The organism is Candidatus Pseudomonas auctus, assembly GCF_048654275.1.
Classification (GTDB): domain Bacteria; phylum Pseudomonadota; class Gammaproteobacteria; order Pseudomonadales; family Pseudomonadaceae; genus Aquipseudomonas; species Aquipseudomonas pharyngis.
The window spans coordinates 12,813-33,380 of sequence record NZ_JBJYZK010000017.1 but is presented as its reverse complement, the minus strand read 5'-3'; the positions used below and the strand labels follow the sequence as shown (position 1 = coordinate 33,380).

Below are 20,568 nucleotides of genomic sequence, written 5' to 3'. Positions count from 1 at the left end.
CGCCGCATGCGCCTGTTTCGCTCATTGACCTTGCTACTGACGCTTGTAGCACCGACGGCGTTTGCCGATGACCTGTATCAGGTCGAAATGATTCTGGTACGCCAGAACGCTGTACCGGCGATTATCAGCCGCGCCGCACCGGAAGACTGGGCGGCAGGCGCCCAGCGGCTGGGCGATGACAGCAAACGCACGCCGGCGCTGAACGACGTTGTGACCAAACTCACCGCCAGCGGCGAGTACAGCGTGCTGATGCATAAGGCCTGGCAGCAGACCCTGGGCGAGACGCCTGCCAAAGTTGCGGTCAGCGAAGGTCAGGAGCAGTTCGGCCAGTTCCCGATCGAAGGCACGATTGAAATGAAGCTCGGGCGCTTCACCGACGTGAACGCCGACTTCTGGGTCAACCAGATCGACGCCAACGGCATGGTCACCGCCAGCGAGCGCCTGAAACAGGACAGCCACACCAAGAACGGCCAACTCAACTACCTCGATAACGGCCACCTGGCCCTGCTGATCAAGATCACTTCACTGACGGCGCCCGCGCCTCGGGAAGCGCCTGAAGTCGTTCCGGACTGATCGAAGTCCTTATGCCCCCGCCACTGAGTAAACCGCTGGCCTCCTCCTGGGTCAGCCGATTCAAGGAACAAAGCCTGGAGCGCGGCCGCCGCTACGCACTGGAAAACCGGGTGCGATTCGTGCAGGTCGGCGACGCGACCATTACCGCCAGTTGCGAAGGCTCTGGCGGTAACGTCTACCGTCAGACGATTCACCTGCGCGAGTCAGCCAAAGGCACGCTGCTGATGGTCGACGCTACCTGCACCTGCCCGGTACACAGCAACTGCAAACATTGCGCGGCGGTGTTGCTGCAAGTGCAGGAAACCCTCGAATACCCCGCCGCTGCCAAAGACGCCGAACTGCTGGAAAAACTCCAGGCTGTGCTGGAAAACCGCAGCCCGAAAGCGCCGCCGCAAGTGCTGGTGGACAACGTGCAACCGGTGCCGCGTTTGTGGCTGGCCAGCGTCGAATTCAGCGCGTTCGAACCGCGCAACGGCAAGATGCAGCGTTACATCCAGCATCGTGCGGCGCTGTCCTTCAGTTACCTCGACGAATACGTCAGCGGCCAGAAGAACAGCGACATTCTGATTCGCCAGGAAGCGCAGACCCTGCGGGTCAAGCGCCATCCGGACGTCGAGCAAAGCTACCGCGAGCAGCTGCGAATTCTCGGTTTCCGCATCGCCACCCGGCAGAGCAAGGCCCTGCCGGAAAGCGCCGGCGAACTCTACGAGATGGTCAACGACAGCGCCTGGCTGACGTTCACCCTCAACGATCTGCCGAAACTGCGCACCCAGGGCTGGGAGTTGCTGGTCGACGATGAGTTCGGCTTCGACCTGACCGCCGTTGACGATTGGTACGCCACCGTCGAGCAGACGCCGGAGCGCGACTGGTTCGATCTGGAGCTGGGGATCATCGTTAACGGTGAGCGCCTGAGCCTGCTGCCGATCCTGCTCAACCTGATGCGTTCGCACACGGAAATCCTCAATCCGGAACGTCTCGCCCGACGTCGCGACGATGAACTGATTCTGGTGAACATCCCGCAACGCAACAGCGAGCACGGGCCGCTGCAAGTCGCCCTGCCCCTCGGCCGGCTGAAACCGGTGTTGGCGACCTTGGGCGAGTTTTATTTGCAGGAACCGGGCGAAACCACCCTGCGCCTGAGCAAGGCCGACGCCACGCGCCTGAACTCGCTGGAAGGCATTCCCCTGCTCTGGGAGGGTGGCGAGCAGATTCGCAGCTTCGCCCAGCGCTTGCGTGATATCCGCGATTACAGCGCCAAAGCACCGAAGGGACTGAATGCGACGCTTCGTCCTTATCAGCTCGAAGGCTTGAGCTGGATGCAGTCGCTGCGGCAACTTGAGGTCGGCGGGATTCTCGCGGACGACATGGGGCTGGGTAAAACCCTACAGACACTGGCGCATATTCTCAGCGAGAAGAACGCCGGACGCCTGGATCGGCCGTGCATGGTGGTGATGCCTACCAGCCTGATTCCCAACTGGCTGGACGAAGCAGCGCACTTCACGCCGCAGCTCAAGGTGGTCGCCCTGTACGGCGCAAGCCGCAAAAAGCATTTCGAGCATCTGGCCGATTACGACCTGATCCTCACAACCTATGCGCTGCTGCCCAAGGATGTCGAACGTCTGGCCCAGCAGCCGCTGCACGTGCTGGTGCTGGATGAAGCGCAGTACATCAAGAACCCGAACAGCAAAGCCGCCCAGGCTGCCCGTGAACTCAATGCGCGTCAGCGCCTGTGCCTGAGCGGGACGCCGCTGGAGAACCACTTGGGCGAACTGTGGTCGCTGTTTCACTTTCTGCTGCCCGGCTGGCTCGGCGACGTCAAAAGCTTCAACGCCGATTACCGCGTGCCGATTGAAAAACGCGCGAGCGAAGTCAGACTTCAGCACCTCAACGGTCGGATCAAACCGTTTCTGCTGCGCCGCACCAAAGAGCAGGTTGCGACCGAGCTGCCGCCGAAAACCGAAATCATTCATTGGGTCGAGCTCAACGAAGCGCAGCGCGACGTGTACGAAACCATGCGCCTGGCCATGGATAAAAAGGTTCGCGACGAAATCACCCGTAAAGGCGTGGCGCGCAGTCAGATCATCATTCTTGAAGCGTTGCTCAAGCTGCGTCAGGTCTGTTGCGATTTGCGCCTGGTCAATGACGCCACCCTGCCCGCTCGCGGCAGCACGTCGGGCAAGCTCGACAGTCTGATGGAAATGCTCGAGGAGTTGTTTGAGGAAGGCCGGCGGATTCTGCTGTTTTCGCAGTTCACTTCGATGCTGTCACTGATCGAGGACGAGCTGAAAAAACGCAATGTCGCCTATGCGCTGTTGACGGGACAGACCCGTGATCGGCGTACACCGGTGAAGGAATTCCAGAGCGGCAAGCGTCAGATCTTTCTCATCAGCCTGAAGGCTGGCGGCGTGGGTCTAAACCTGACAGAAGCGGACACCGTGATTCACTACGATCCGTGGTGGAACCCGGCGACCGAAAATCAGGCAACCGACCGCGCGTATCGCATTGGCCAGGAGAAGCCGGTGTTCGTCTACAAGATGATTGCCCGGGGCACGGTCGAGGAGAAGATTCAACACTTGCAGCGGGAAAAATCCGACCTGGCGGCCGGCGTGCTGGATGGGCGCAAGGCCGGGGACTGGAAATTGCAGAGTGATGATATCGAGGCGCTGTTTGCGCCGCTGCCGGACAAATTCGACAAGCGCTGAAGTCTTTGTCGTCTACCAGATCGATTCGCGGGCAAGCCCGCTCCCACAGAGATAGCGCTTAACCTGTGGGAGCGGGCTTGCCCGCGAATGGCTCGACTCGGTTTCGAGCCAGACTCAGCCCTTCAGCACCCGCGCCAACGTCGACTTCACTTTGCCCATGCCGTCGTGCAACGCCTGCTCGATCTCGGCCATGGTGATCACTTCCGTGGTCTTGCCCGCCGCCGGATTCACCACCAGCGACAGACACGCGTAATCCAGATCCAGCTCGCGAGCCAGCGCCGCTTCCGGCATGCCGGTCATGCCGACGATGTCGCAGCCGTCACGCTCCAGTCGCACGATCTCGGCCACGGTTTCCAGACGCGGGCCCTGGGTGCAGGCATAAACGCCTTGATCGCTGTACTCGCACCCTTCCGCGGCCAATGCAGCAATCAGTCGCTGACGCAGCGGTTCGCTGTAGGGAAAGCTGAAGTCGATGTGTGTGACATGTTCCAGATCATCGGCGAAATAGGTGTGCTCGCGACCACTGGTGTAGTCCACGATCTGATGCGGCACGCAGAAATGCCCGGTGCCCATCGCTGGATGAATCCCACCCACGGCGTTGACCGCAATGATCGCTTCGGCTCCGGCCTGCTTCAACGCCCACAGGTTGGCGCGGTAGTTGACCTTGTGCGGCGGGAAGCGATGCGGGTGACCGTGACGAGCGAGGAACAGCACTTCCTTGCCGGCGTATTCGCCAATCTGGACCTCGGCCGATGGCGCGCCATAAGGCGTATCCACCGCCAGCGACTGACGAATGCTCAGGCCTTCCAGCTGGGTCAGGCCGGTGCCGCCAATGATTGCGTAAACCGTCATAGCGAAAAAATCCTTAATCGATCAGTTGAGCGTCTTTGAGCGCGCCGACAGCGGTCAGCCAGCGCGGATCCTGACGGTATTCGGTATTGGCGAATGCCTGACCGCGCATGCGTGCGATGCGCGGCGACGGCTTGACCTTCATGCGCTGCGCGGCGCTCAGGGCCAGCTCGGCGGCTGCGCGGTCGTTGCAGACCAGACCCATGTCGCAACCGGCACTGAGTGCCGCTTCGATACGGCTGGCGGCGTCGCCGACCACGTGCGCGCCGGCCATCGACAGGTCATCGCTGAAGATCACGCCGTCGAACTGCAACTCGCCACGCAGGATGTCCTGCAGCCAGCGCCGGGAGAAACCGGCAGGTTGTGTGTCGACTTGCGGATAAATCACGTGAGCCGGCATGACCGCGGCCAGTTGCTTGCTGAGTCTGGCGAACGGCACCAGGTCGTTGGCGCGGATCTCTTCGAGGCTGCGCTCGTCGTTGGGGATCGCGACGTGGGAGTCGGCTTCCGCCCAGCCATGGCCGGGGAAATGCTTGCCGGTGGCGGCCATGCCCGCGCTGTTCATGCCTTTGATGAAAGCGCCTGCGAGCAGTGCGGCGCGCTCCGGGTCACCTTCAAACGAGCGGGTGCCGACCACGGCGCTGCGCTGGTAATCCAGATCCAGCACCGGCGCGAAGCTCAGGTCGAGTCCGACTGCCAGCACTTCGGTGGCCATGATCCAGCCGCATTGCTCGGCCAGATACTCGGCGTTCGGGTTATCAGCGATGGCGCGCATGGCTGGCAAACGGACGAAGCCCTGACGCAGACGCTGGACGCGACCGCCTTCCTGATCCACCGCCAGCAGCAAGTCCGGACGAATGGCACGGATCGCCGCGCTCAGCTCGCGTACCTGACGCGGATGCTCGATGTTGCGGGCAAAAATGATCAGGCCGCCCACTTCGGGCTGGCGCAACAATTGGCGATCTTCGGCCGTCAGCCAGGTACCGGCGACGTCCACCATCAACGAGCCTTGCAGGCCAGCAGTCATAGAGATTCCTTGAAAACGAAAAACCCGTCGCCCACGAAATCACCACCAGGGACATTGCCCGGCGGGTCGGTGATTTCAATGAGAAACGGGTTCAGAACGAGAGTCGACATGGGCGGCTAGCTTAGCGGATGTCAGCTGCCGCGCCCACCCATGAACGGTCAAACCTTGGCAGGTACCGGCGCGGATTTGCTGCGTGGACGCAACTGCGCTGTGGCCATGGCCGTGTCCGTGACGCCGGTTTCGGCACGCATGCCGGCCGCCAGGAACGGCACCATCAGACGCATCACCTGCTCGATGGAGGTGTTGACGCCGAAATCGGTCTCGGCAATCGCACGCAAGGCCTTGATCCCGGACATGCTGAACGCCGCAGCGCCGAGCATGAAGTGCACGCGCCAGAACAGTTCGATCGGAGGAATACGCGGGGCAGCTTCGTTTACCAAGAGCATGTAGCGACGGAAAACCTTGCCGTACATGTCTTCCAGATAACGGCGCAAGTGGCCCTGGCTCTGACTGAAGGCCAGACCGAGCAAACGCATGAAGATCGACAGATCGTTGCCGCTGCGTGGCTGTACCACCAGCGCCTGCTCGACGAGGATTTCCAGCAGCTCTTCGAGCGAAGGCTTGTTCTCTGGTTTGGCTTGGCGGCGCTCCAGCTCTTTGTCGAGGCTGGTGCAGAACGGACCGAGAAAGCGCGAGAAAACCGCCTGGATCAGCGCCTTCTTCGAGCCGAAGTGATAGTTCACCGCAGCGAGGTTGACCCCTGCCTTGCTGGTGATCAGACGCAATGAGGTTTCAGCAAAACCTTTTTCCGCGAACAGCTGTTCTGCAGCATCAAGAATGCGTTCAACGGTTTCCGACTGGGCCATGGCTACTCCGCCTGACAAACACTTGTTTGAAACATACGTTTCAGTCTGTGCCTTGTCAAGCCTGCCGGTTCGTTTTGGGAATGGTCAGTCAGATATTTAACCACAACAAGGACGCCACATTAATCAGGGTCGTCACTGACCGTCCGGCGGCATGGCAAAAAACGATGATTGCCAAGACCGCTTCACTGTATATAATCCCAGTCACTGTATAAAAAGACAGAGCGATCAATATGCTTAAGCTGACGCCACGCCAAGCCGAGATTCTGGCCTTTATCAAACGCTGCCTCGAAGACAACGGCTACCCGCCGACCCGTGCGGAAATCGCTCAGGAACTGGGTTTCAAATCACCCAACGCGGCCGAAGAGCACCTCAAGGCGCTCGCCCGCAAAGGCGCTATCGAGATGACACCTGGCGCCTCTCGCGGCATTCGAATCCCTGGCTTCGAAGCCAAGGTCGACGAGTCCACCCTGCCGATCATCGGTCGAGTGGCTGCCGGTGCGCCGATCCTCGCCCAGCAACACATCGAAGAGTCCTGCAACATCAACCCGGCCTTCTTTCATCCGCGCGCCGACTACCTGTTGCGCGTCCACGGCATGAGCATGAAGGACATCGGTATTTTCGACGGCGACTTGCTGGCGGTTCACACCACCCGCGAGGCACGCAACGGTCAGATCGTGGTTGCCCGTATCGGCGACGAAGTCACCGTCAAACGCTTCAAGCGTGATGGCAGCAAAGTCTGGCTGATTGCCGAAAACCCCGAGTTCGCCCCTATCGAAGTCAACCTGAAAGACCAGGAACTGGTCATCGAAGGCTTGAGTGTCGGCGTCATCCGCCGCTAAAGGAGGCTTTATGCAGTTCCCACACGCACCTCAGCAAACACAACTGCCGTTGTTCGAAGCGTTTCTGGCGCAACCGATCGCCCCCATCCTCAAGGATGTCGTCGAGCGTCCGTGGAATACCGAACCTGAAGCGTTCAGCGAGCTGTCACTGCGCGGTGCGGCCGGAAACTGCCTGAACCTGCTGGCGCCGATTCTTCGCGAACTGAGCGAGGATCAGGACGCACGCTGGCTGACCCTGATTGCACCGCCTGCCAGCCTGACTCAGACCTGGCTTCGGGACGCTGGATTGAATCGCGAACGCATTTTGCTGTTACAGCCGCGCGGTGCCCAAAGCGCTCAGCAACTGGCCTGCGAAGCATTACGCCTGGGCCGCAGCCACACAGTCGTCACGTGGCTGAATCCACTAAGCGCAGGATCACGGCAACAGCTGATCAGCGCCGCCCGCACCGGGGACGCTCAAAGCCTGAACATTCGTTTGGGGTGATTCAGCAACAATGTGCGCCACGTTAAGCGCAGGGCTTCTCCAGGGATAGAGAAGCCGGTCTGGAGCAGTAGCTGACAGACAGCGAATCAATGAAGAACCCGCGGCCCCTCATCTTTATCGAATTCGCCTTCAACCATACGCCCCGCCATTTGCACGCCAACGCTCAACATCGCTTTGGCAATTTCAACGTGCTGGCCCTGCAAAAACGCCTTGGCATCCTCGGAGAAATCCAGAGTCACCAGAGAACCCTCGTCCTCGGCCCTGCGCAGTTCGATTCGGCCGTCTGGTAGCTCGACAATTTCTAGAAAGGACGTTGGCATATAGGTCTGATCTCCACGAAAGGCAGGGATTATATAGACATCATTCAGGCTTCGCTCGGGATCTTGACCAGCAGCACGCCTCTCGTCGCCGCCAACCCACGCCCCTCAGCACTCGCTCAAGCCTTCACGGAAACGGAGCGCCAGCCCCTTGAGGTTCTGCCGCCAGCTCTCGAGCTCTTCACGGCTCAACTCTTCAACCACCTCTTCTTCATCCAGATTCACTGCCTGAATCAATGGCTGCGTCACATCGCCCTTCGGCTTGTGTGGCACGCGTGGCGGCTGAAACAACGCCGAATGCGCGGCCAGTAACTTAGACAGCCAGGTCTCCGGATTGCCCGCCAGCTCAATCATCTCTGCCAACTCTGGAATGGCGATCGACTCCAGCACTTCGCGGGTCAGCAGGGCTTCCGCTCGCGCCGCATTGGCTTGCGGCAGACGGTAGAAACCGGCAATTTCATGACACAAACCCAACAACGCACCATAGAGATGAAACAATGCGGATTCGCGCCCGGCCTGAATCAGCGCCAGCGAGTTCATCGCCCGCCCCTCTTCCGCCCTGGCCAGCGCTTCCAGCGACAAACCCGCGAAATAGATCTTCTGATTGGTACGGGTATAGAGTTCGTTGGCCATGTCGGCACTCTCCACAACGAAATAATTGCTTCACACAGGCCGGACAGTGTCGTGGATCAGCCGATCCGACCGCAAGCATTAAACAAAAAGGCCGCATGAAAACCCGAAGGTTGTCATGCGGCCTTTTGTCGTATTGGGCCGATAACATCAGCCCATCGCAAGGTCGGAGTCAGCTCACGCCTTGGCTTTCGCCGGACGCTTGTCCTCGACCGTCCACTTGCCACCGTCAAAGAACGCTTTCCAGCCAGTCGGCTTGCCGTCAACTTCGGTCTGAACATACTGTTCTTTGGTCTTGCGGCTGTAGCGGATCACGGCTGGCAGACCATCCGGATCCTTCTGCGGCGCTTCGCACAGGAAGTGGTACTTCGGATCGATCTCGTCCTTGTGCGGCAGAATCTCGATCACCAGCGGAGCACGGGTCTCGCGGTTTTTCGGGAACTGACTGGCCGCCAGGAACAGGCCGGACGCTCCGTCACGCAGGATGTAGGTGTCGTTGACCTTCTCGCATTTCAGCTCAGGCATCTTCACCGGATCCATCTTCGGCGGCGCCGCGTCACCGCTTTTCAGCAGCTTGCGGGTGTTCTTGCACGTCGGGTTGGTGCAACCGAAGAACTTGCCGAAACGGCCGGTCTTGAGCTGCATCTCGCTGCCGCACTTATCGCATTCCAGGCTCGGCCCTTCGTAGCCCTTGATGCGGTAGCTGCCCTCTTCGATCTCGTAGCCGGCGCAATCCGGGTTGTTACCGCAGATGTGCAGCTTGCGCTTCTCGTCGAGCAGGTAAGCGTCCATAGCCGTGCTGCAGATCGGGCAGCGGTGCTTGCCGCGCAATACCAGGGATTCCGACTCACCTTCGTCATCAGCCGCGATTTCATCGCCCGGCACCAGGTTGACGGTGGCCTTGCAGCGCTCTTTCGGCGGCAGGCTGTAGCCCGAGCAACCAAGGAACACACCAGTCGAGGCAGTACGAATCTGCATCGGACGGCCGCAGGTGGTGCACGGAATATCGGTCATCACCGGCTGATTGGCACGCATGCCGGCTTCCGGATTCTCTGCTACTTCAAGTTTTTTCTTGAAGTCGCCGTAGAATTCATCCAGCACGTTTTTCCAGTCGCGCTCGCCCTGAGCCACGTCATCGAGATTCTCTTCCATACCGGCGGTGAAACCGTAGTCCATAAGATTGGAGAAGCTCTCCGACAGACGCTCGGTAACGATGTCGCCCATCTTTTCCGAATAGAAACGACGGTTGTGCAGGGTCACGTAGCCGCGATCCTGAATGGTCGAGATGATCGCCGCATAGGTCGAAGGACGGCCGATGCCGCGTTTTTCCATTTCCTTGACCAGGCTGGCTTCCGAATACCGGGCCGGCGGCTTGGTGAAGTGCTGGGACGGATCGAGCTTGATCAGCTTCATCACGTCGCCCTGCGCCATGTCCGGCAGAACGTCGTCATCGCCAGGTTTGGTGATTTGCGGCAGCACACGGGTGTAACCGTCGAACTTCAGGATGCGGCCCTTGGCGCGCAGCTCGAAATCGCCGGCAGCGACGCTGACAGTGGTCGACAGGTATTGCGCCGGCAACATCTGGCAAGCCAGGAACTGGCGCCAGATCAGCTCGTAGAGGCGCTCAGCGTCGCGCTCCATGCCAGCCAGCTTGCTTGGTGTGGTGTTAGCGTCGGAAGGGCGAATCGCTTCGTGAGCCTCTTGTGCGCCTTCTTTGCTGCTGTAGACGTTCGGCGACTCCGGCAGATACTTCTTGCCGAACTCGGTCTCGATGTAATCGCGCGCCATCGTCACGGCATCAGCCGAGAGGTTGGTCGAGTCGGTACGCATATAAGTGATGTAGCCGGCTTCGTAGAGACGCTGGGCCATCATCATGGTTTTCTTCACACCGAAGCCCAAGCGGTTGCTCGCGGCCTGTTGCAGTGTGGAGGTGATGAACGGTGCCGATGGCTTGCTGCTGGTCGGTTTGTCTTCACGCTTGACGATGCTGTAGCTGGAGGACTTGAGCTTCTCCAGCGCGGCCGTCGCCTGCGCTTCGTTCAATGGCTTGAAGGCTTCGCCTTTCTCTCGAGCCACTTCGAAACGCACGGTCGAGCCTTTGGCGGTGCCTAGATCGGCATGCACTTCCCAGTACTCTTCCGGGTTGAACGCGCGGATTTCACGTTCACGCTCGACCACCAGTTTCACGGCAACCGATTGCACGCGACCGGCGGACAGGCCACGGGCGATCTTGGCCCACAGCAGCGGCGAGACCATGTAGCCGACGACGCGGTCGAGGAAACGACGGGCTTGCTGCGCGTTCACTCGATCGATGTCGAGTTCGCCCGGTTCCGAGAAGGCTTCCTGAATCGCCTTCTTGGTGATTTCGTTGAACACCACGCGCTTGTAGCGGCTGTCGTCACCACCGATGGCTTCGCGCAGGTGCCAGGCAATGGCTTCCCCCTCGCGGTCCAAGTCGGTTGCGAGATAGATGGTGTCAGCATCCTTGGCGAGCCGGCGCAGCTCTTCGATGACCTTTTCCTTGCCCGGGAGGATCTCGTACTTGGCTTTCCAGCCGTGTTCAGGATCGACTCCCATACGCGAGACCAGCTGCTTGCGCGCCTTCTCTTTCGGCGACAGCGCTGGCGCTTCGCCCGCAGCAGCCTTGCCACGCTTGGCGGCAGGCTCCTTGCTGGCGCTAGCCGAACCGCTGGTGGGCAGGTCTCGGATATGGCCGATACTCGACTTCACCACGTATTGGTTGCCCAGATACTTGTTGATGGTCTTGGCCTTAGCCGGGGATTCCACAATGACCAGCGATTTGCCCATGGATCAGAAAATTCCTGAATTCTAGAAGTGAAAGGCGGTTGGCGCCTGACGCGGCACCGCTATATATAGTGGCTACAAGGTGAGGTCAAGCGCAGGGTTTTGCGCGCACTCGCCTTACGGCTTCGAAAAAAGGCTCGGTTCGGCTTGCACCAAAGCAAAGCGTGGGACCTGCTCCCCGTCAACCTCGACGGACTCCAGGAACATGCTCAAGGGACGTACCCAAAAGCCGTAATCGCCATACAGGGCTTGGTAAAAGACTACTTCTTCTTCGGTCTCGGAATGCCGCGCGACACTGAATACGCGGTACTGCGGACCTTTGTAATGTTGGTAGAGCCCAGGTTGTATCGGCATGCTTCGGCCCTCACTCAAATTTTTTCAAAATAAAAACAAAAATAAATCCGCAAAAACAAAAACCGGGGCACTTGGCCCCGGCTTCCATCGACGAGACGCTTAAACGCGTTCGAAGACGGTGGAGATGCCTTGGCCGAGGCCAATGCACATGGTGGCCACCCCGAAGGTGCCGCCATTCTGCTTCATCACGTTCAGCAACGTGCCGGAAATACGGGCACCGGAGCAACCGAACGGGTGACCCAGGGCGATCGCGCCGCCGTGCAGGTTAACCTTCTCATTCATCTTGTCGAGCACTTTCAGGTCTTTCAGCACTGGCAGGGCCTGTGCGGCGAACGCTTCGTTGAGCTCGAAGAAGTCGATATCGTTGATACCCAGGCCGGCACGTTTCAGTGCTTTCTGAGTAGCCGGTACCGGACCATAGCCCATGATCGCCGGGTCCACACCCGCTACCGCCATCGAGCGAATCACCGCCATAGGCTGGATGCCCAGGTCCTGTGCACGCTGTGCCGACATCACGATCATGCACGAAGCACCATCGGTGATCTGCGACGAAGTACCGGCCGTCACGGTGCCGCCCTTTGGATTGAACGCCGGCTTCAGAGCCGCCAGACTTTCCAGGGTGGTTTCCGGACGAATGGTTTCGTCGTAGTCGAAGGTTTTCAGGAAACCGTTCTCGTCGTAACCCTGCATCGGGATGATTTCGTCCTTGAACTTGCCTTCCACAGTCGCCTTGTGGGCCAACTGGTGGGAACGCACGCCAAAGGCGTCCTGCTGTTCGCGAGTGATGCCGTGCATTTTGCCCAGCATTTCAGCGGTCAGGCCCATCATGCCCGAGGCTTTCGCCGCGTACAGGGACATGTGCGGGTTCGGATCGACACCGTGCATCATGCTTACGTGACCCATATGCTCGACGCCGCCAACCACGAACACGTCACCGTTACCGGTCATGATCGCTTGCGCAGCAGTGTGCAGCGCGCTCATCGACGAGCCGCACAGACGGCTGACGGTCTGGCCGGCCGAGGTGTGAGGGATCTGGGTCATCAGCGACGCCATGCGCGCGATGTTCCAGCCCTGCTCCAGGGTCTGGTTGACGCAGCCCCAGATCACGTCCTCGACTTCGGCAGGATCGACCTTGGTGTTGCGTTCCAGCAATTTGCTGATCAGGTGCGCCGACATGTCTTCGGCGCGGGTGTTGCGGTGCATGCCGCCCTTGGAGCGGCCCATCGGAGTACGACCGAAGTCGACAATCACGACGTCTCTAGGATTCAAGCTCATAAGTTCACTCTCACTCTAGTTGGGGGCGCTTAACCGAAGAAGCTCTGGCCGTTCTTGGCCATTTCGCGCAGCTTCGCGGTCGGGTGGTACAGCGCGCCCAAATCAGCGTACTGGTCGGCCAGGGCAACGAACTCGGCAACACCGATCGAGTCGATGTAGCGCAGCGCACCGCCACGGAATGGAGGGAAACCAATACCGTAGACCAGACCCATGTCGGCTTCGGCGGCGGTTTCGACGATGCCGTCTTCCAAGCAACGCACGGTTTCCAGGCACAGCGGGATCATCATCCAGTTGATGATGTCTTCGTCAGTGACTTCGCGCTGCTCGTAGACGATCGGCTTGAGCACTTCCAGTACCGACGGATCGGCGACTTTCTTCTGCTTGCCTTTCTTGTCGGCCTCGTAGGCATAGAAGCCCTTGCCGTTCTTCTGACCGAGACGCTTGGCTTCGTAAAGCACGTCGATGGCCGAACGACGATCGTCCTTCATGCGGTCCGGGAAGCCTTCGGCCATCACGTCACGACCGTGGTGACCGGTGTCGATACCGACCACGTCCATCAGGTACGCCGGGCCCATCGGCCAGCCGAATTTTTCCATGATCTTGTCGATACGGACGAAATCCACACCGGCGCTGACCAGCTTGGCGAAACCGCCGAAGTACGGGAACAGTACGCGGTTGACCAGGAAGCCCGGGCAGTCGTTGACGACGATCGGGTTCTTGCCCATTTTCTTGGCGTAGGCAACGGTGGTGGCGATGGCCAGCTCGCTGGACTTCTCGCCACGGATCACTTCCACCAGCGGCATCATGTGCACCGGGTTGAAGAAGTGCATGCCGACGAAGTTTTCCGGACGCTTGAGGGCCTTGGCCAGCAGGCTGATGGAAATGGTCGAGGTGTTGGACGCGAGGATGGTGTCCTCTTTGACCTTGTCTTCGACTTCCGCCAGAACGGCTTGCTTGACCTTCGGGTTCTCGACCACGGCTTCAACGACCAGGTCAACGTGACCGAAATCGCCGTAGGACAGGGTCGGACGAATGCCGTTGAGCACTTCAGCCATTTTCGCGGCGGTCATGCGGCCTTTATCAACGCGACCGACCAGCAGCTTGGCGGCTTCAGCCAGACCTTGCTCGATGCCGTGCTCGTTGATGTCCTTCATCAGGATCGGCGTACCTTTGGAAGCCGACTGATAGGCGATACCGCCACCCATGATGCCAGCGCCCAGTACGGCAGCCTGCTTCACATCCTTGGCGATTTCGTCGTAGGCCTTGGCCTTTTTCTTCAGTTCCTGATCGTTCAGGAACAGACCGATCAAGCTCTGCGCGGCAGAGGTCTTGGCCAGTTTCACGAAACCTGCGGCTTCGACTTCCAGCGCCTTGTCACGACCGAAATTCGCGGCTTTCTGGATGGTCTTGATCGCTTCGACCGGGGCCGGGTAGTTCGGGCCCGCCTGGCCAGCCACGAAACCTTTGGCGGTTTCGAAAGCCATCATTTGTTCAATGGCGTTCAGCTTGAGCTTTTCCAGCTTCGGCTGGCGCTTGGCCTTGTAGTCGAACTCGCCGGAAATGGCGCGCTTGATCAGTTCAAGGGCAGCATCCTGCAGTTTTTCCGGGGCAACCACGGCATCGACGGCGCCGACTTTCAGCGCGTCTTCAGGACGGTTTTCCTTGCCGGCGGCAATCCACTCGATGGCGTTGTCGGCACCGATCAGGCGCGGCAGACGCACGGTACCGCCGAAGCCCGGGTAGATGCCCAGTTTGACTTCCGGCAGCCCAATCTTGGCCTTGGTCGACATGACGCGGTAGTCCGCTGCCAGGCACATTTCCAGCCCCCCGCCCAAAGCGATGCCATTGATCGCGGCGACGGTCGGAACGTTGAGGTCTTCGAAATCGCTGAAGATCTTGTTGGCTTCGAGATTGCCAGCAACCAGCTCGGCATCCGGCAGCTTGAAGTTGTCGACAAATTCGGTGATGTCGGCGCCGACGATGAACACGTCCTTGCCACTGCTGACGATCACGCCCTTGATCGAAGCATCTGCCTTGATGGTGTCTACGGCCTGACGCAGTTCGTTCAGGGTAAGACGGTTGAACTTGTTGACGGACTCACCCTTGAGGTCGAATTTCAATTCGACGATGCCACTTTCAAGAGCTTTAACCGTGATGGCTTTACCTTCGTAAATCATCAACTGATCTCCACGATATGGAAGCTGAACAGTACACGTCGGACGCAGGCGAATGGCTCGGCAGGACGCTTTTTCGTCAATGCTGACACCAATCCACCCGGCACACCCGCCAACGCGATAGTCGGGATTCTGTAGGAGCAGTCTGCAATACAAACGCTCAATTCATACGCCCGTTTGATTTGGGTACGCCACCTTCACGGAATTTCCGACAATTGTCAATCGCCCTAAATACGGGTTGAAATGCGACTTTGCGGTCATTTCTGTAGGACGCAGCCCGGCCACACACGCTTGCATGTGAGGGCATTCATAAGATTAATAGTTAGAAAAGTCGCCCTAATTCACGGCACGCCTTGTTTAACAGGCTACGCTGGCTGGACTACGAAGGAAAACAGGCGCACGTTTGTTGACCGGATCACCCGATTCAACGCCAAAAAGACTTTCCGGCCTGCCTGGCCAACCCCGCCCGATGAATCATGTCGGGCTTTTTATTGCTCGTCTGCCGGACATTTCGCGCCGTTGCAGCGCGAAAATTCCGCGAGTCATGCCAGCGCTTTCAGCGTGGCATCAATGTCCAGCAAAACCGATGCTTCACCCTTCTCGCCCCAATAGAGGGCGATCATCTGCTTGTCCGCCTCGACCTTGAAAACATTGCCCGGCAATTTTTCGAAATAATTCAGCAACAGCGGATCTTCACAGACTTCCTGCCACTGATTGACCCACACTCCCGGTGATTTCTGCCAGTACGTCCAGCACGCCGGCTGCTTGCCACGGCGTGGCCGATGGTATTGCGCACACGGGTTCGGCGGCTCCTGAGACATCCAGTGCGGCCACTCTTGAGGTGCCAGCTGCATGGCCAGCCCGATGCGCCGGGCCTCCGTGCGCAAGGCTATCCGGCCACTCTGTGCACGGGACGGGCGCAACCACGCCAGCGGACTCAACACCACCAGCAGGATTGACACCACCAGCCAGACCGTCATATCTCTACTCCCGAATCCTGATGAGCCCATTGCGTCACTTTGGAACCAATGCGCTTGAAACCAGCCATACTTACCAATATTGATCCCTCACGAGGAGCACCTCATGCCCTACCACCATATCCTGGTCGCCGTAGATCTGACCGAAGAGTGCGACCCTGTGATCCACCGCGCCCGAGAGCTGTCGGTGAGCAATGGCGCCAAGCTGTCGCTGGTGCATATCGTTGAACCGATGGCCATGGCCTTCGGCGGTGACGTGCCGATGGATCTGTCACAACTGCAACAACAGCAGTTCGACCAGGCCAAGGAACGACTCGAACGCCTGAAGCACAAGTACACCGAGCTCGAAGGCGCCAACTGCCACCTGACCTATGGCCAGCCACGTCAGGAAATCCACCATTTTGCCAAGGAACAGCAGTGCGACCTGATCGTGGTCGGCAGTCACGGCCGGCATGGTCTTGCATTGTTGCTGGGCTCGACCGCCAATGACGTGCTGCACGGCGCACCATGCGATGTGTTGGCGGTGCACCTGGTCAAACGCTGATACCAGTCACTTATGAAAAGCTGAAAAGCCCGGCGCCCATCACTGGACGCCGGGCTTTTTCATGCCTGGAATCAATCAGGCGTCGAGCTCGGCCCAGCGCTCGACCAAGGCATCCAGCTCCGCCTGCAATTGCTCCAGAGAAGCAATGACCTTGGCCGTCTCGGCCGGCGGACGCTGATAGAAACCGGCCTCAGCCATTTCAGCCTCGACAGCAGCAATCTGCTGCTCTTTGGCGTCGATATCGCCCGGCAAGGCTTCCAGCTCGCGTTGAAGCTTGTAGCTCAGCTTCTTCTTCGCAGCCGGGGCCACAGCAACAGGTGCGGCAACCGGAGCCGGCTCAGCAGTGACCACCGCCGAGTTCAGGTCAGCCTTGCCGGATTTGCTTTCCGTCACGCCCAGCAGACGCGGCGAACCGCCCTGACGGATCCAGTCCTGATAGCCGCCGACGTATTCGCGAACCTTGCCTTCACCTTCGAAGACCAGGGTGCTGGTGACCACGTTGTCGAGGAATGCCCGGTCGTGGCTGACCATCAGCACGGTGCCGTTGAAGGTCAGCAGCACTTCTTCGAGCAGCTCGAGGGTTTCCACGTCGAGGTCGTTGGTCGGTTCGTCGAGTACCAGCAGGTTCGCCGGCTTGCTGAACAATTTGGCCAGCAACAGACGCGCACGCTCGCCACCGGACAACGCCTTCACCGGCGTGCGGGCACGCTGCGGGCTGAACAGGAAGTCGCCGAGGTAGCTCAACACGTGGCGACTCTGGCCGTCGATATCGATGAAGTCGCGACCTTCGGCGACGTTATCGATCACGGTTTTTTCCAGATCCAGCTGATGACGCAACTGGTCGAAGTAGGCCACGTCGATCTTGGTGCCCTCTTCCACTTTGCCGCTGGTCGGTTGCAGACCGCTGAGCATCAGTTTCAGCAGGGTAGTCTTGCCGGTACCGTTGGCGCCGAGCAGGCCGATCCGGTCGCCGCGTTGCAGCACCATGGAGAAATCGCGGATCAGGAACGGACCGCCCGGATGCGCGAAGCTCACGTTATCCAGCACCATCACCTGCTTGCCGGACTTCTCCGCTGTTTCCAGCTGGATGTTGGCCTTGCCGGTGCGCTCGCGACGCTCGCTGCGCTCAACACGCAATGCTTTCAGGGCACGGACGCGGCCTTCGTTACGGGTGCGACGGGCCTTGATGCCCTGGCGAATCCACACTTCTTCCTGGGCCAGACGCTTGTCGAACAGCGCGTTCGCGGTTTCTTCGGCAGCCAGTGCGGCTTCTTTATGGACGAGGAAACTGGCGTAGTCACCGTTCCAGTCGATCAGGCCACCGCGATCCAGTTCGAGGATGCGGGTGGCAAGGTTTTGCAGGAAGGAACGGTCGTGCGTGATGAACAGCACGGCGCCCTGGAAATCCTTCAGCGCTTCTTCAAGCCAGGCAATCGCACCGATGTCCAGGTGGTTGGTCGGTTCGTCGAGCAGCAGCAGATCCGGTTCGGACACCAGCGCCTGCGCCAGCAACACACGACGACGCCAGCCGCCGGACAGTTCGGCGAGGGTCTTGTCGGCCGGCAGTTGCAGGCGGCTCAGGGTGCTGTCGACCAGGGTCTGCAAGCGCCAGCCATCGCGGGCTTCGAGGTCGTGCTGAACGTGCATCAGCTTGTCCAGATCGGCATCGGTGACGATGTTCTGGCTCAGGTGATGGTATTCGGCGAGCAAGGCGCCAACGCCGTCGAGACCTTCGGCGACCACGTCGAACACAGTCCGCTCGTCGGCCACCGGCAATTCCTGCGGCAATTCACCGATTTTCAGACCGGGGGCACGCCACACCGAGCCGTCATCAGGCTTCTGGTCGCCCTTGACCAGTTTCATCATGCTGGATTTGCCAGTGCCGTTGCGGCCGATGATGCACACCCGCTCACCACGGGCGATCTGCCAGGACACCTTGTCCAACAACGGCATCGCGCCGAATGCAAGGGACACATCGCTGAATTTGAGCAGGGTCATGAGCTTCTCCAAAAACCGGGCGCGCATTCTACCTGAATCGAGGCCCGAACAGGCCGGCAATTTCGCCGCTGACGCACTCTGCACAACAATTGTTGCGAACTTGTGCTGCAAGGTCGGCAAAGCTTTCGCCCCTTGCTGGCAAAAGGCTAAGCTACAGGCAATTCAGTGCCGGCCTTGAGCCGGCACTTGTCATGATTTCTCTGCCCGGATGTCTCATGCGCAGTCGCCTCTTCAGTGTTTTGTCATGTTTGCTGCTTTCCGCCGCTGCCGTTCAATCCGTCCAGGCGGTGGACCTGTCCACCCAACGCCAGTATTACGATGAAGCCAAGCGCGCCCTGGCCAAGGGCGACAGCGGCCCGTATTTCCGTTACAGCCAGGCCCTCGCCGATTATCCGCTGGAGCCGTACCTCGCCTACGACGAGCTGACCGCCCGGCTGAAAACCGCCAGCAACGCGGAGATCGAAAAATTCCTCGCCGAACACGGTGACCTGCCCCAGGCCAACTGGATGAAACTGCGCTGGCTGCGCTGGCTGGCCGATCGCGGCGACTGGGCGACGTTCGTCAAGTATTACGACCCCAAACTGAATTTCACCGAACTGGACTGCCTCAACGCGCAGTACCAGATCAGCCACAACAAGAAGGCCGAGGGCTACGCCAACGCCGAGAAACTGTGGCTGACCGGTAAATCCCAGCCCGCCGCCTGCGATGCGCTGTTCGGCATGTGGGCCGCCGAAGGTCAGTTGACCGAACAGAAACGCTGGGAACGCGCCAAACTCGCCGCCCAGCACCGCAACTATCCGCTGGCCAACAGCCTGGTCAACGGCCTGACCACCCTCGCCCCGCGCGGCCGCCTGCTGGTGGACGTGGCGCAGAAACCGGAATTGCTCAACCAGCCGTCACGCTTCACGCCGGCCGATGAACCGATGTCGGACGTGGTCAGCCTCGGCCTGCGCCGCCTCGCGCGTCAGGACCCGGACAAGGCCATGGCCCTGCTCGACGGTTATGCCAGCAGCATGCATTTCTCCCGGGATGAAAAAGTCGCGATCGCCCGGGAAATCGGCCTGACGCTGGCCCGCCGCTTCGACAGCCGCGCGCTGGACGTGATGACCAAGTACGACCCGGAGCTGCGCGACAACACCGTGTCCGAATGGCGCCTGCGTCTGTTGTTGCGTCTGGCGCGCTGGGATGACGCCTACCAACTGACCCGCCGTTTGCCACAGGACCTGGCCACCACCAACCGCTGGCGCTACTGGCAGGCCCGCAGTCTGGAACTGGCGCAACCGCAGAACCCGGAAGCACAGACGCTGTACAAGAACCTGTCGCGGGAACGTGATTTCTACGGCTTCCTCGCCGCTGACCGCTCGCAATCGCCGTACTCGCTGAACAACAAGCCGCTGGTGCTCAGTCAGGCGCTGATCAACAAAGTGCGCAACACCCCTGGCGTACGTCGTGCACTGGAGTTCCACGCCCGTGGGCAGATCGTCGACGGTCGCCGCGAGTGGTATCACGTCAGCCGGCATTTCAACCGCGACGAGATGGTCGCCCAGGCAAAACTGGCCTACGACCTGAAATGGTACTTCCCGGCTATCCGCACCATCAGTCAGGCGCAGTACTGGGATGATCTGGACATCCGGTTCCCGATGGCTCACCGCGACACTCTGGTACGCGAAGCCAAGGTGCGCGGCCTGCATTCGAGCTGGGTGTTCGCCATCACCCGCCAGGAAAGTGCGTTCATGGACGACGCCCGCTCCAGCGTCGGCGCCAGCGGCCTGATGCAGCTGATGCCGGGCACCGCCAAGGAAACCGCACGCAAGTTCAGCATTCCGCTGGCCTCGCCTCAGCAAGTGCTGGATCCGGACAAAAACATCCAGCTCGGCGCCGCCTACCTGAGCCAGGTGCACAGCCAGTTCAACGGCAACCGCGTGCTCGCCTCCGCCGCCTACAACGCCGGCCCCGGCCGCGTGCGCCAATGGCTGCGCGGCGCAGACCACCTGAGCTTCGACGTGTGGGTGGAAAGCATCCCGTTCGACGAAACCCGCCAGTACGTACAGAACGTGTTGTCCTATTCGGTGATCTACGGCCAGAAACTCAACTCGCCACAGCCGCTGGTGGACTGGCATGAGCGGTATTTCGACGATCAGTGATCGGGGCGCG

Annotated in this window: 17 protein-coding genes; 6 read left to right on the top strand and 11 right to left on the bottom strand. The window is 59.9% G+C overall.

Features of this window, described 5'->3' with window-relative positions:
• Positions 1–6 precede the first annotated feature (6 nt).
• Together ACKUG4_RS24960 and ACKUG4_RS24955 are read left to right on the top strand one after the other, a co-directional pair.
• Positions 7–573 carry a CsiV family protein gene (locus ACKUG4_RS24960; protein WP_064598109.1) on the top strand — a complete coding sequence of 189 codons (567 nt, stop codon included), beginning with the start codon at positions 7–9 and terminating at the stop codon, positions 571–573.
• 11 nt (positions 574–584) lie between these two features.
• Complete coding sequence (locus ACKUG4_RS24955) at positions 585–3,275, top strand: DEAD/DEAH box helicase (RefSeq protein ID WP_236190832.1); 2,691 nt, start codon at positions 585–587, stop codon at positions 3,273–3,275.
• A gap of 114 nt (positions 3,276–3,389) precedes the next feature.
• Here the strand turns inward: ACKUG4_RS24955 and ACKUG4_RS24950 are convergent, their stop codons facing one another.
• The 3 genes from ACKUG4_RS24950 to psrA all read right to left on the bottom strand — a co-directional run bounded on the left by ACKUG4_RS24950 (position 3,390) and on the right by psrA (position 6,017).
• A complete protein-coding gene (locus tag ACKUG4_RS24950; protein WP_064598112.1) occupies positions 3,390–4,127 on the bottom strand; it encodes an S-methyl-5'-thioinosine phosphorylase in 738 nt (245 codons plus the stop codon).
• Between the two features lie 13 nt (positions 4,128–4,140).
• Positions 4,141–5,139 carry a beta-N-acetylhexosaminidase gene (gene nagZ, locus ACKUG4_RS24945; protein ID WP_172829541.1) on the bottom strand — a complete coding sequence of 333 codons (999 nt, stop codon included), beginning with the start codon at positions 5,137–5,139 and terminating at the stop codon, positions 4,141–4,143.
• 170 nt (positions 5,140–5,309) lie between these two features.
• Complete coding sequence (gene psrA, locus ACKUG4_RS24940) at positions 5,310–6,017, bottom strand: transcriptional regulator PsrA (RefSeq protein ID WP_085649303.1); 708 nt, start codon at positions 6,015–6,017, stop codon at positions 5,310–5,312.
• Positions 6,018–6,247: 230 nt separating this feature from the next.
• Between psrA and lexA the strand changes: the two genes are divergently transcribed.
• Positions 6,248–6,856: a transcriptional repressor LexA gene (gene lexA, locus ACKUG4_RS24935; protein ID WP_007953044.1), complete on the top strand. Its 609-nt coding sequence runs from the start codon at positions 6,248–6,250 to the stop codon at positions 6,854–6,856.
• 10 nt (positions 6,857–6,866) lie between these two features.
• Complete coding sequence (sulA, locus tag ACKUG4_RS24930) at positions 6,867–7,340, top strand: SOS-induced cell division inhibitor SulA (protein ID WP_007953046.1); 474 nt, start codon at positions 6,867–6,869, stop codon at positions 7,338–7,340.
• An 86-nt stretch (positions 7,341–7,426) separates the two neighbouring features.
• On the opposite strand, the gene ACKUG4_RS24925 is transcribed toward sulA, so the two are convergent.
• The 7 genes from ACKUG4_RS24925 to ACKUG4_RS24895 form a co-directional block, all read right to left on the bottom strand.
• The gene (locus tag ACKUG4_RS24925; protein WP_007953047.1) at positions 7,427–7,660 is read right to left on the bottom strand and encodes a hypothetical protein; all 234 of its coding nucleotides are present in this window, start codon (positions 7,658–7,660) and stop codon (positions 7,427–7,429) included.
• Positions 7,661–7,765: 105 nt separating this feature from the next.
• The gene (locus ACKUG4_RS24920; protein ID WP_064598118.1) at positions 7,766–8,290 is read right to left on the bottom strand and encodes a DUF6586 family protein; all 525 of its coding nucleotides are present in this window, start codon (positions 8,288–8,290) and stop codon (positions 7,766–7,768) included.
• Positions 8,291–8,464: 174 nt separating this feature from the next.
• Positions 8,465–11,095, bottom strand: coding sequence for a type I DNA topoisomerase (gene topA, locus ACKUG4_RS24915; RefSeq protein WP_064598120.1), 2,631 nt, complete (start codon positions 11,093–11,095; stop codon positions 8,465–8,467).
• 114 nt (positions 11,096–11,209) lie between these two features.
• Entirely contained in the window at positions 11,210–11,446 is a 237-nt protein-coding gene (locus ACKUG4_RS24910) for a DUF1653 domain-containing protein (RefSeq protein ID WP_007953059.1), read from the bottom strand.
• A 99-nt stretch (positions 11,447–11,545) separates the two neighbouring features.
• Complete coding sequence (gene fadA / locus ACKUG4_RS24905; RefSeq protein ID WP_085613118.1) at positions 11,546–12,721, bottom strand: acetyl-CoA C-acyltransferase FadA; 1,176 nt, start codon at positions 12,719–12,721, stop codon at positions 11,546–11,548.
• Between the two features lie 29 nt (positions 12,722–12,750).
• Entirely contained in the window at positions 12,751–14,898 is a 2,148-nt protein-coding gene (gene fadB, locus ACKUG4_RS24900; RefSeq protein ID WP_064598124.1) for a fatty acid oxidation complex subunit alpha FadB, read from the bottom strand.
• Positions 14,899–15,437: 539 nt separating this feature from the next.
• Positions 15,438–15,875, bottom strand: coding sequence for a hypothetical protein (locus tag ACKUG4_RS24895; RefSeq protein ID WP_445435048.1), 438 nt, complete (start codon positions 15,873–15,875; stop codon positions 15,438–15,440).
• Positions 15,876–15,978: 103 nt separating this feature from the next.
• Here ACKUG4_RS24895 and ACKUG4_RS24890 point away from each other — a divergent pair, with 103 nt between their 5' ends.
• Positions 15,979–16,416: a universal stress protein gene (locus tag ACKUG4_RS24890; RefSeq protein WP_011335197.1), complete on the top strand. Its 438-nt coding sequence runs from the start codon at positions 15,979–15,981 to the stop codon at positions 16,414–16,416.
• A 75-nt stretch (positions 16,417–16,491) separates the two neighbouring features.
• On the opposite strand, the gene ACKUG4_RS24885 is transcribed toward ACKUG4_RS24890, so the two are convergent.
• Positions 16,492–18,414 (bottom strand): ATP-binding cassette domain-containing protein, encoded by a 1,923-nt coding sequence (locus tag ACKUG4_RS24885; protein ID WP_445435047.1) that lies wholly within the window; start codon positions 18,412–18,414, stop codon positions 16,492–16,494.
• Positions 18,415–18,629: 215 nt separating this feature from the next.
• Between ACKUG4_RS24885 and ACKUG4_RS24880 the strand changes: the two genes are divergently transcribed.
• Positions 18,630–20,558, top strand: a complete 1,929-nt coding sequence (locus ACKUG4_RS24880) for a transglycosylase SLT domain-containing protein (protein WP_085649306.1) — start codon at positions 18,630–18,632, stop codon at positions 20,556–20,558.
• Positions 20,559–20,568: the final 10 nt, after the last annotated feature.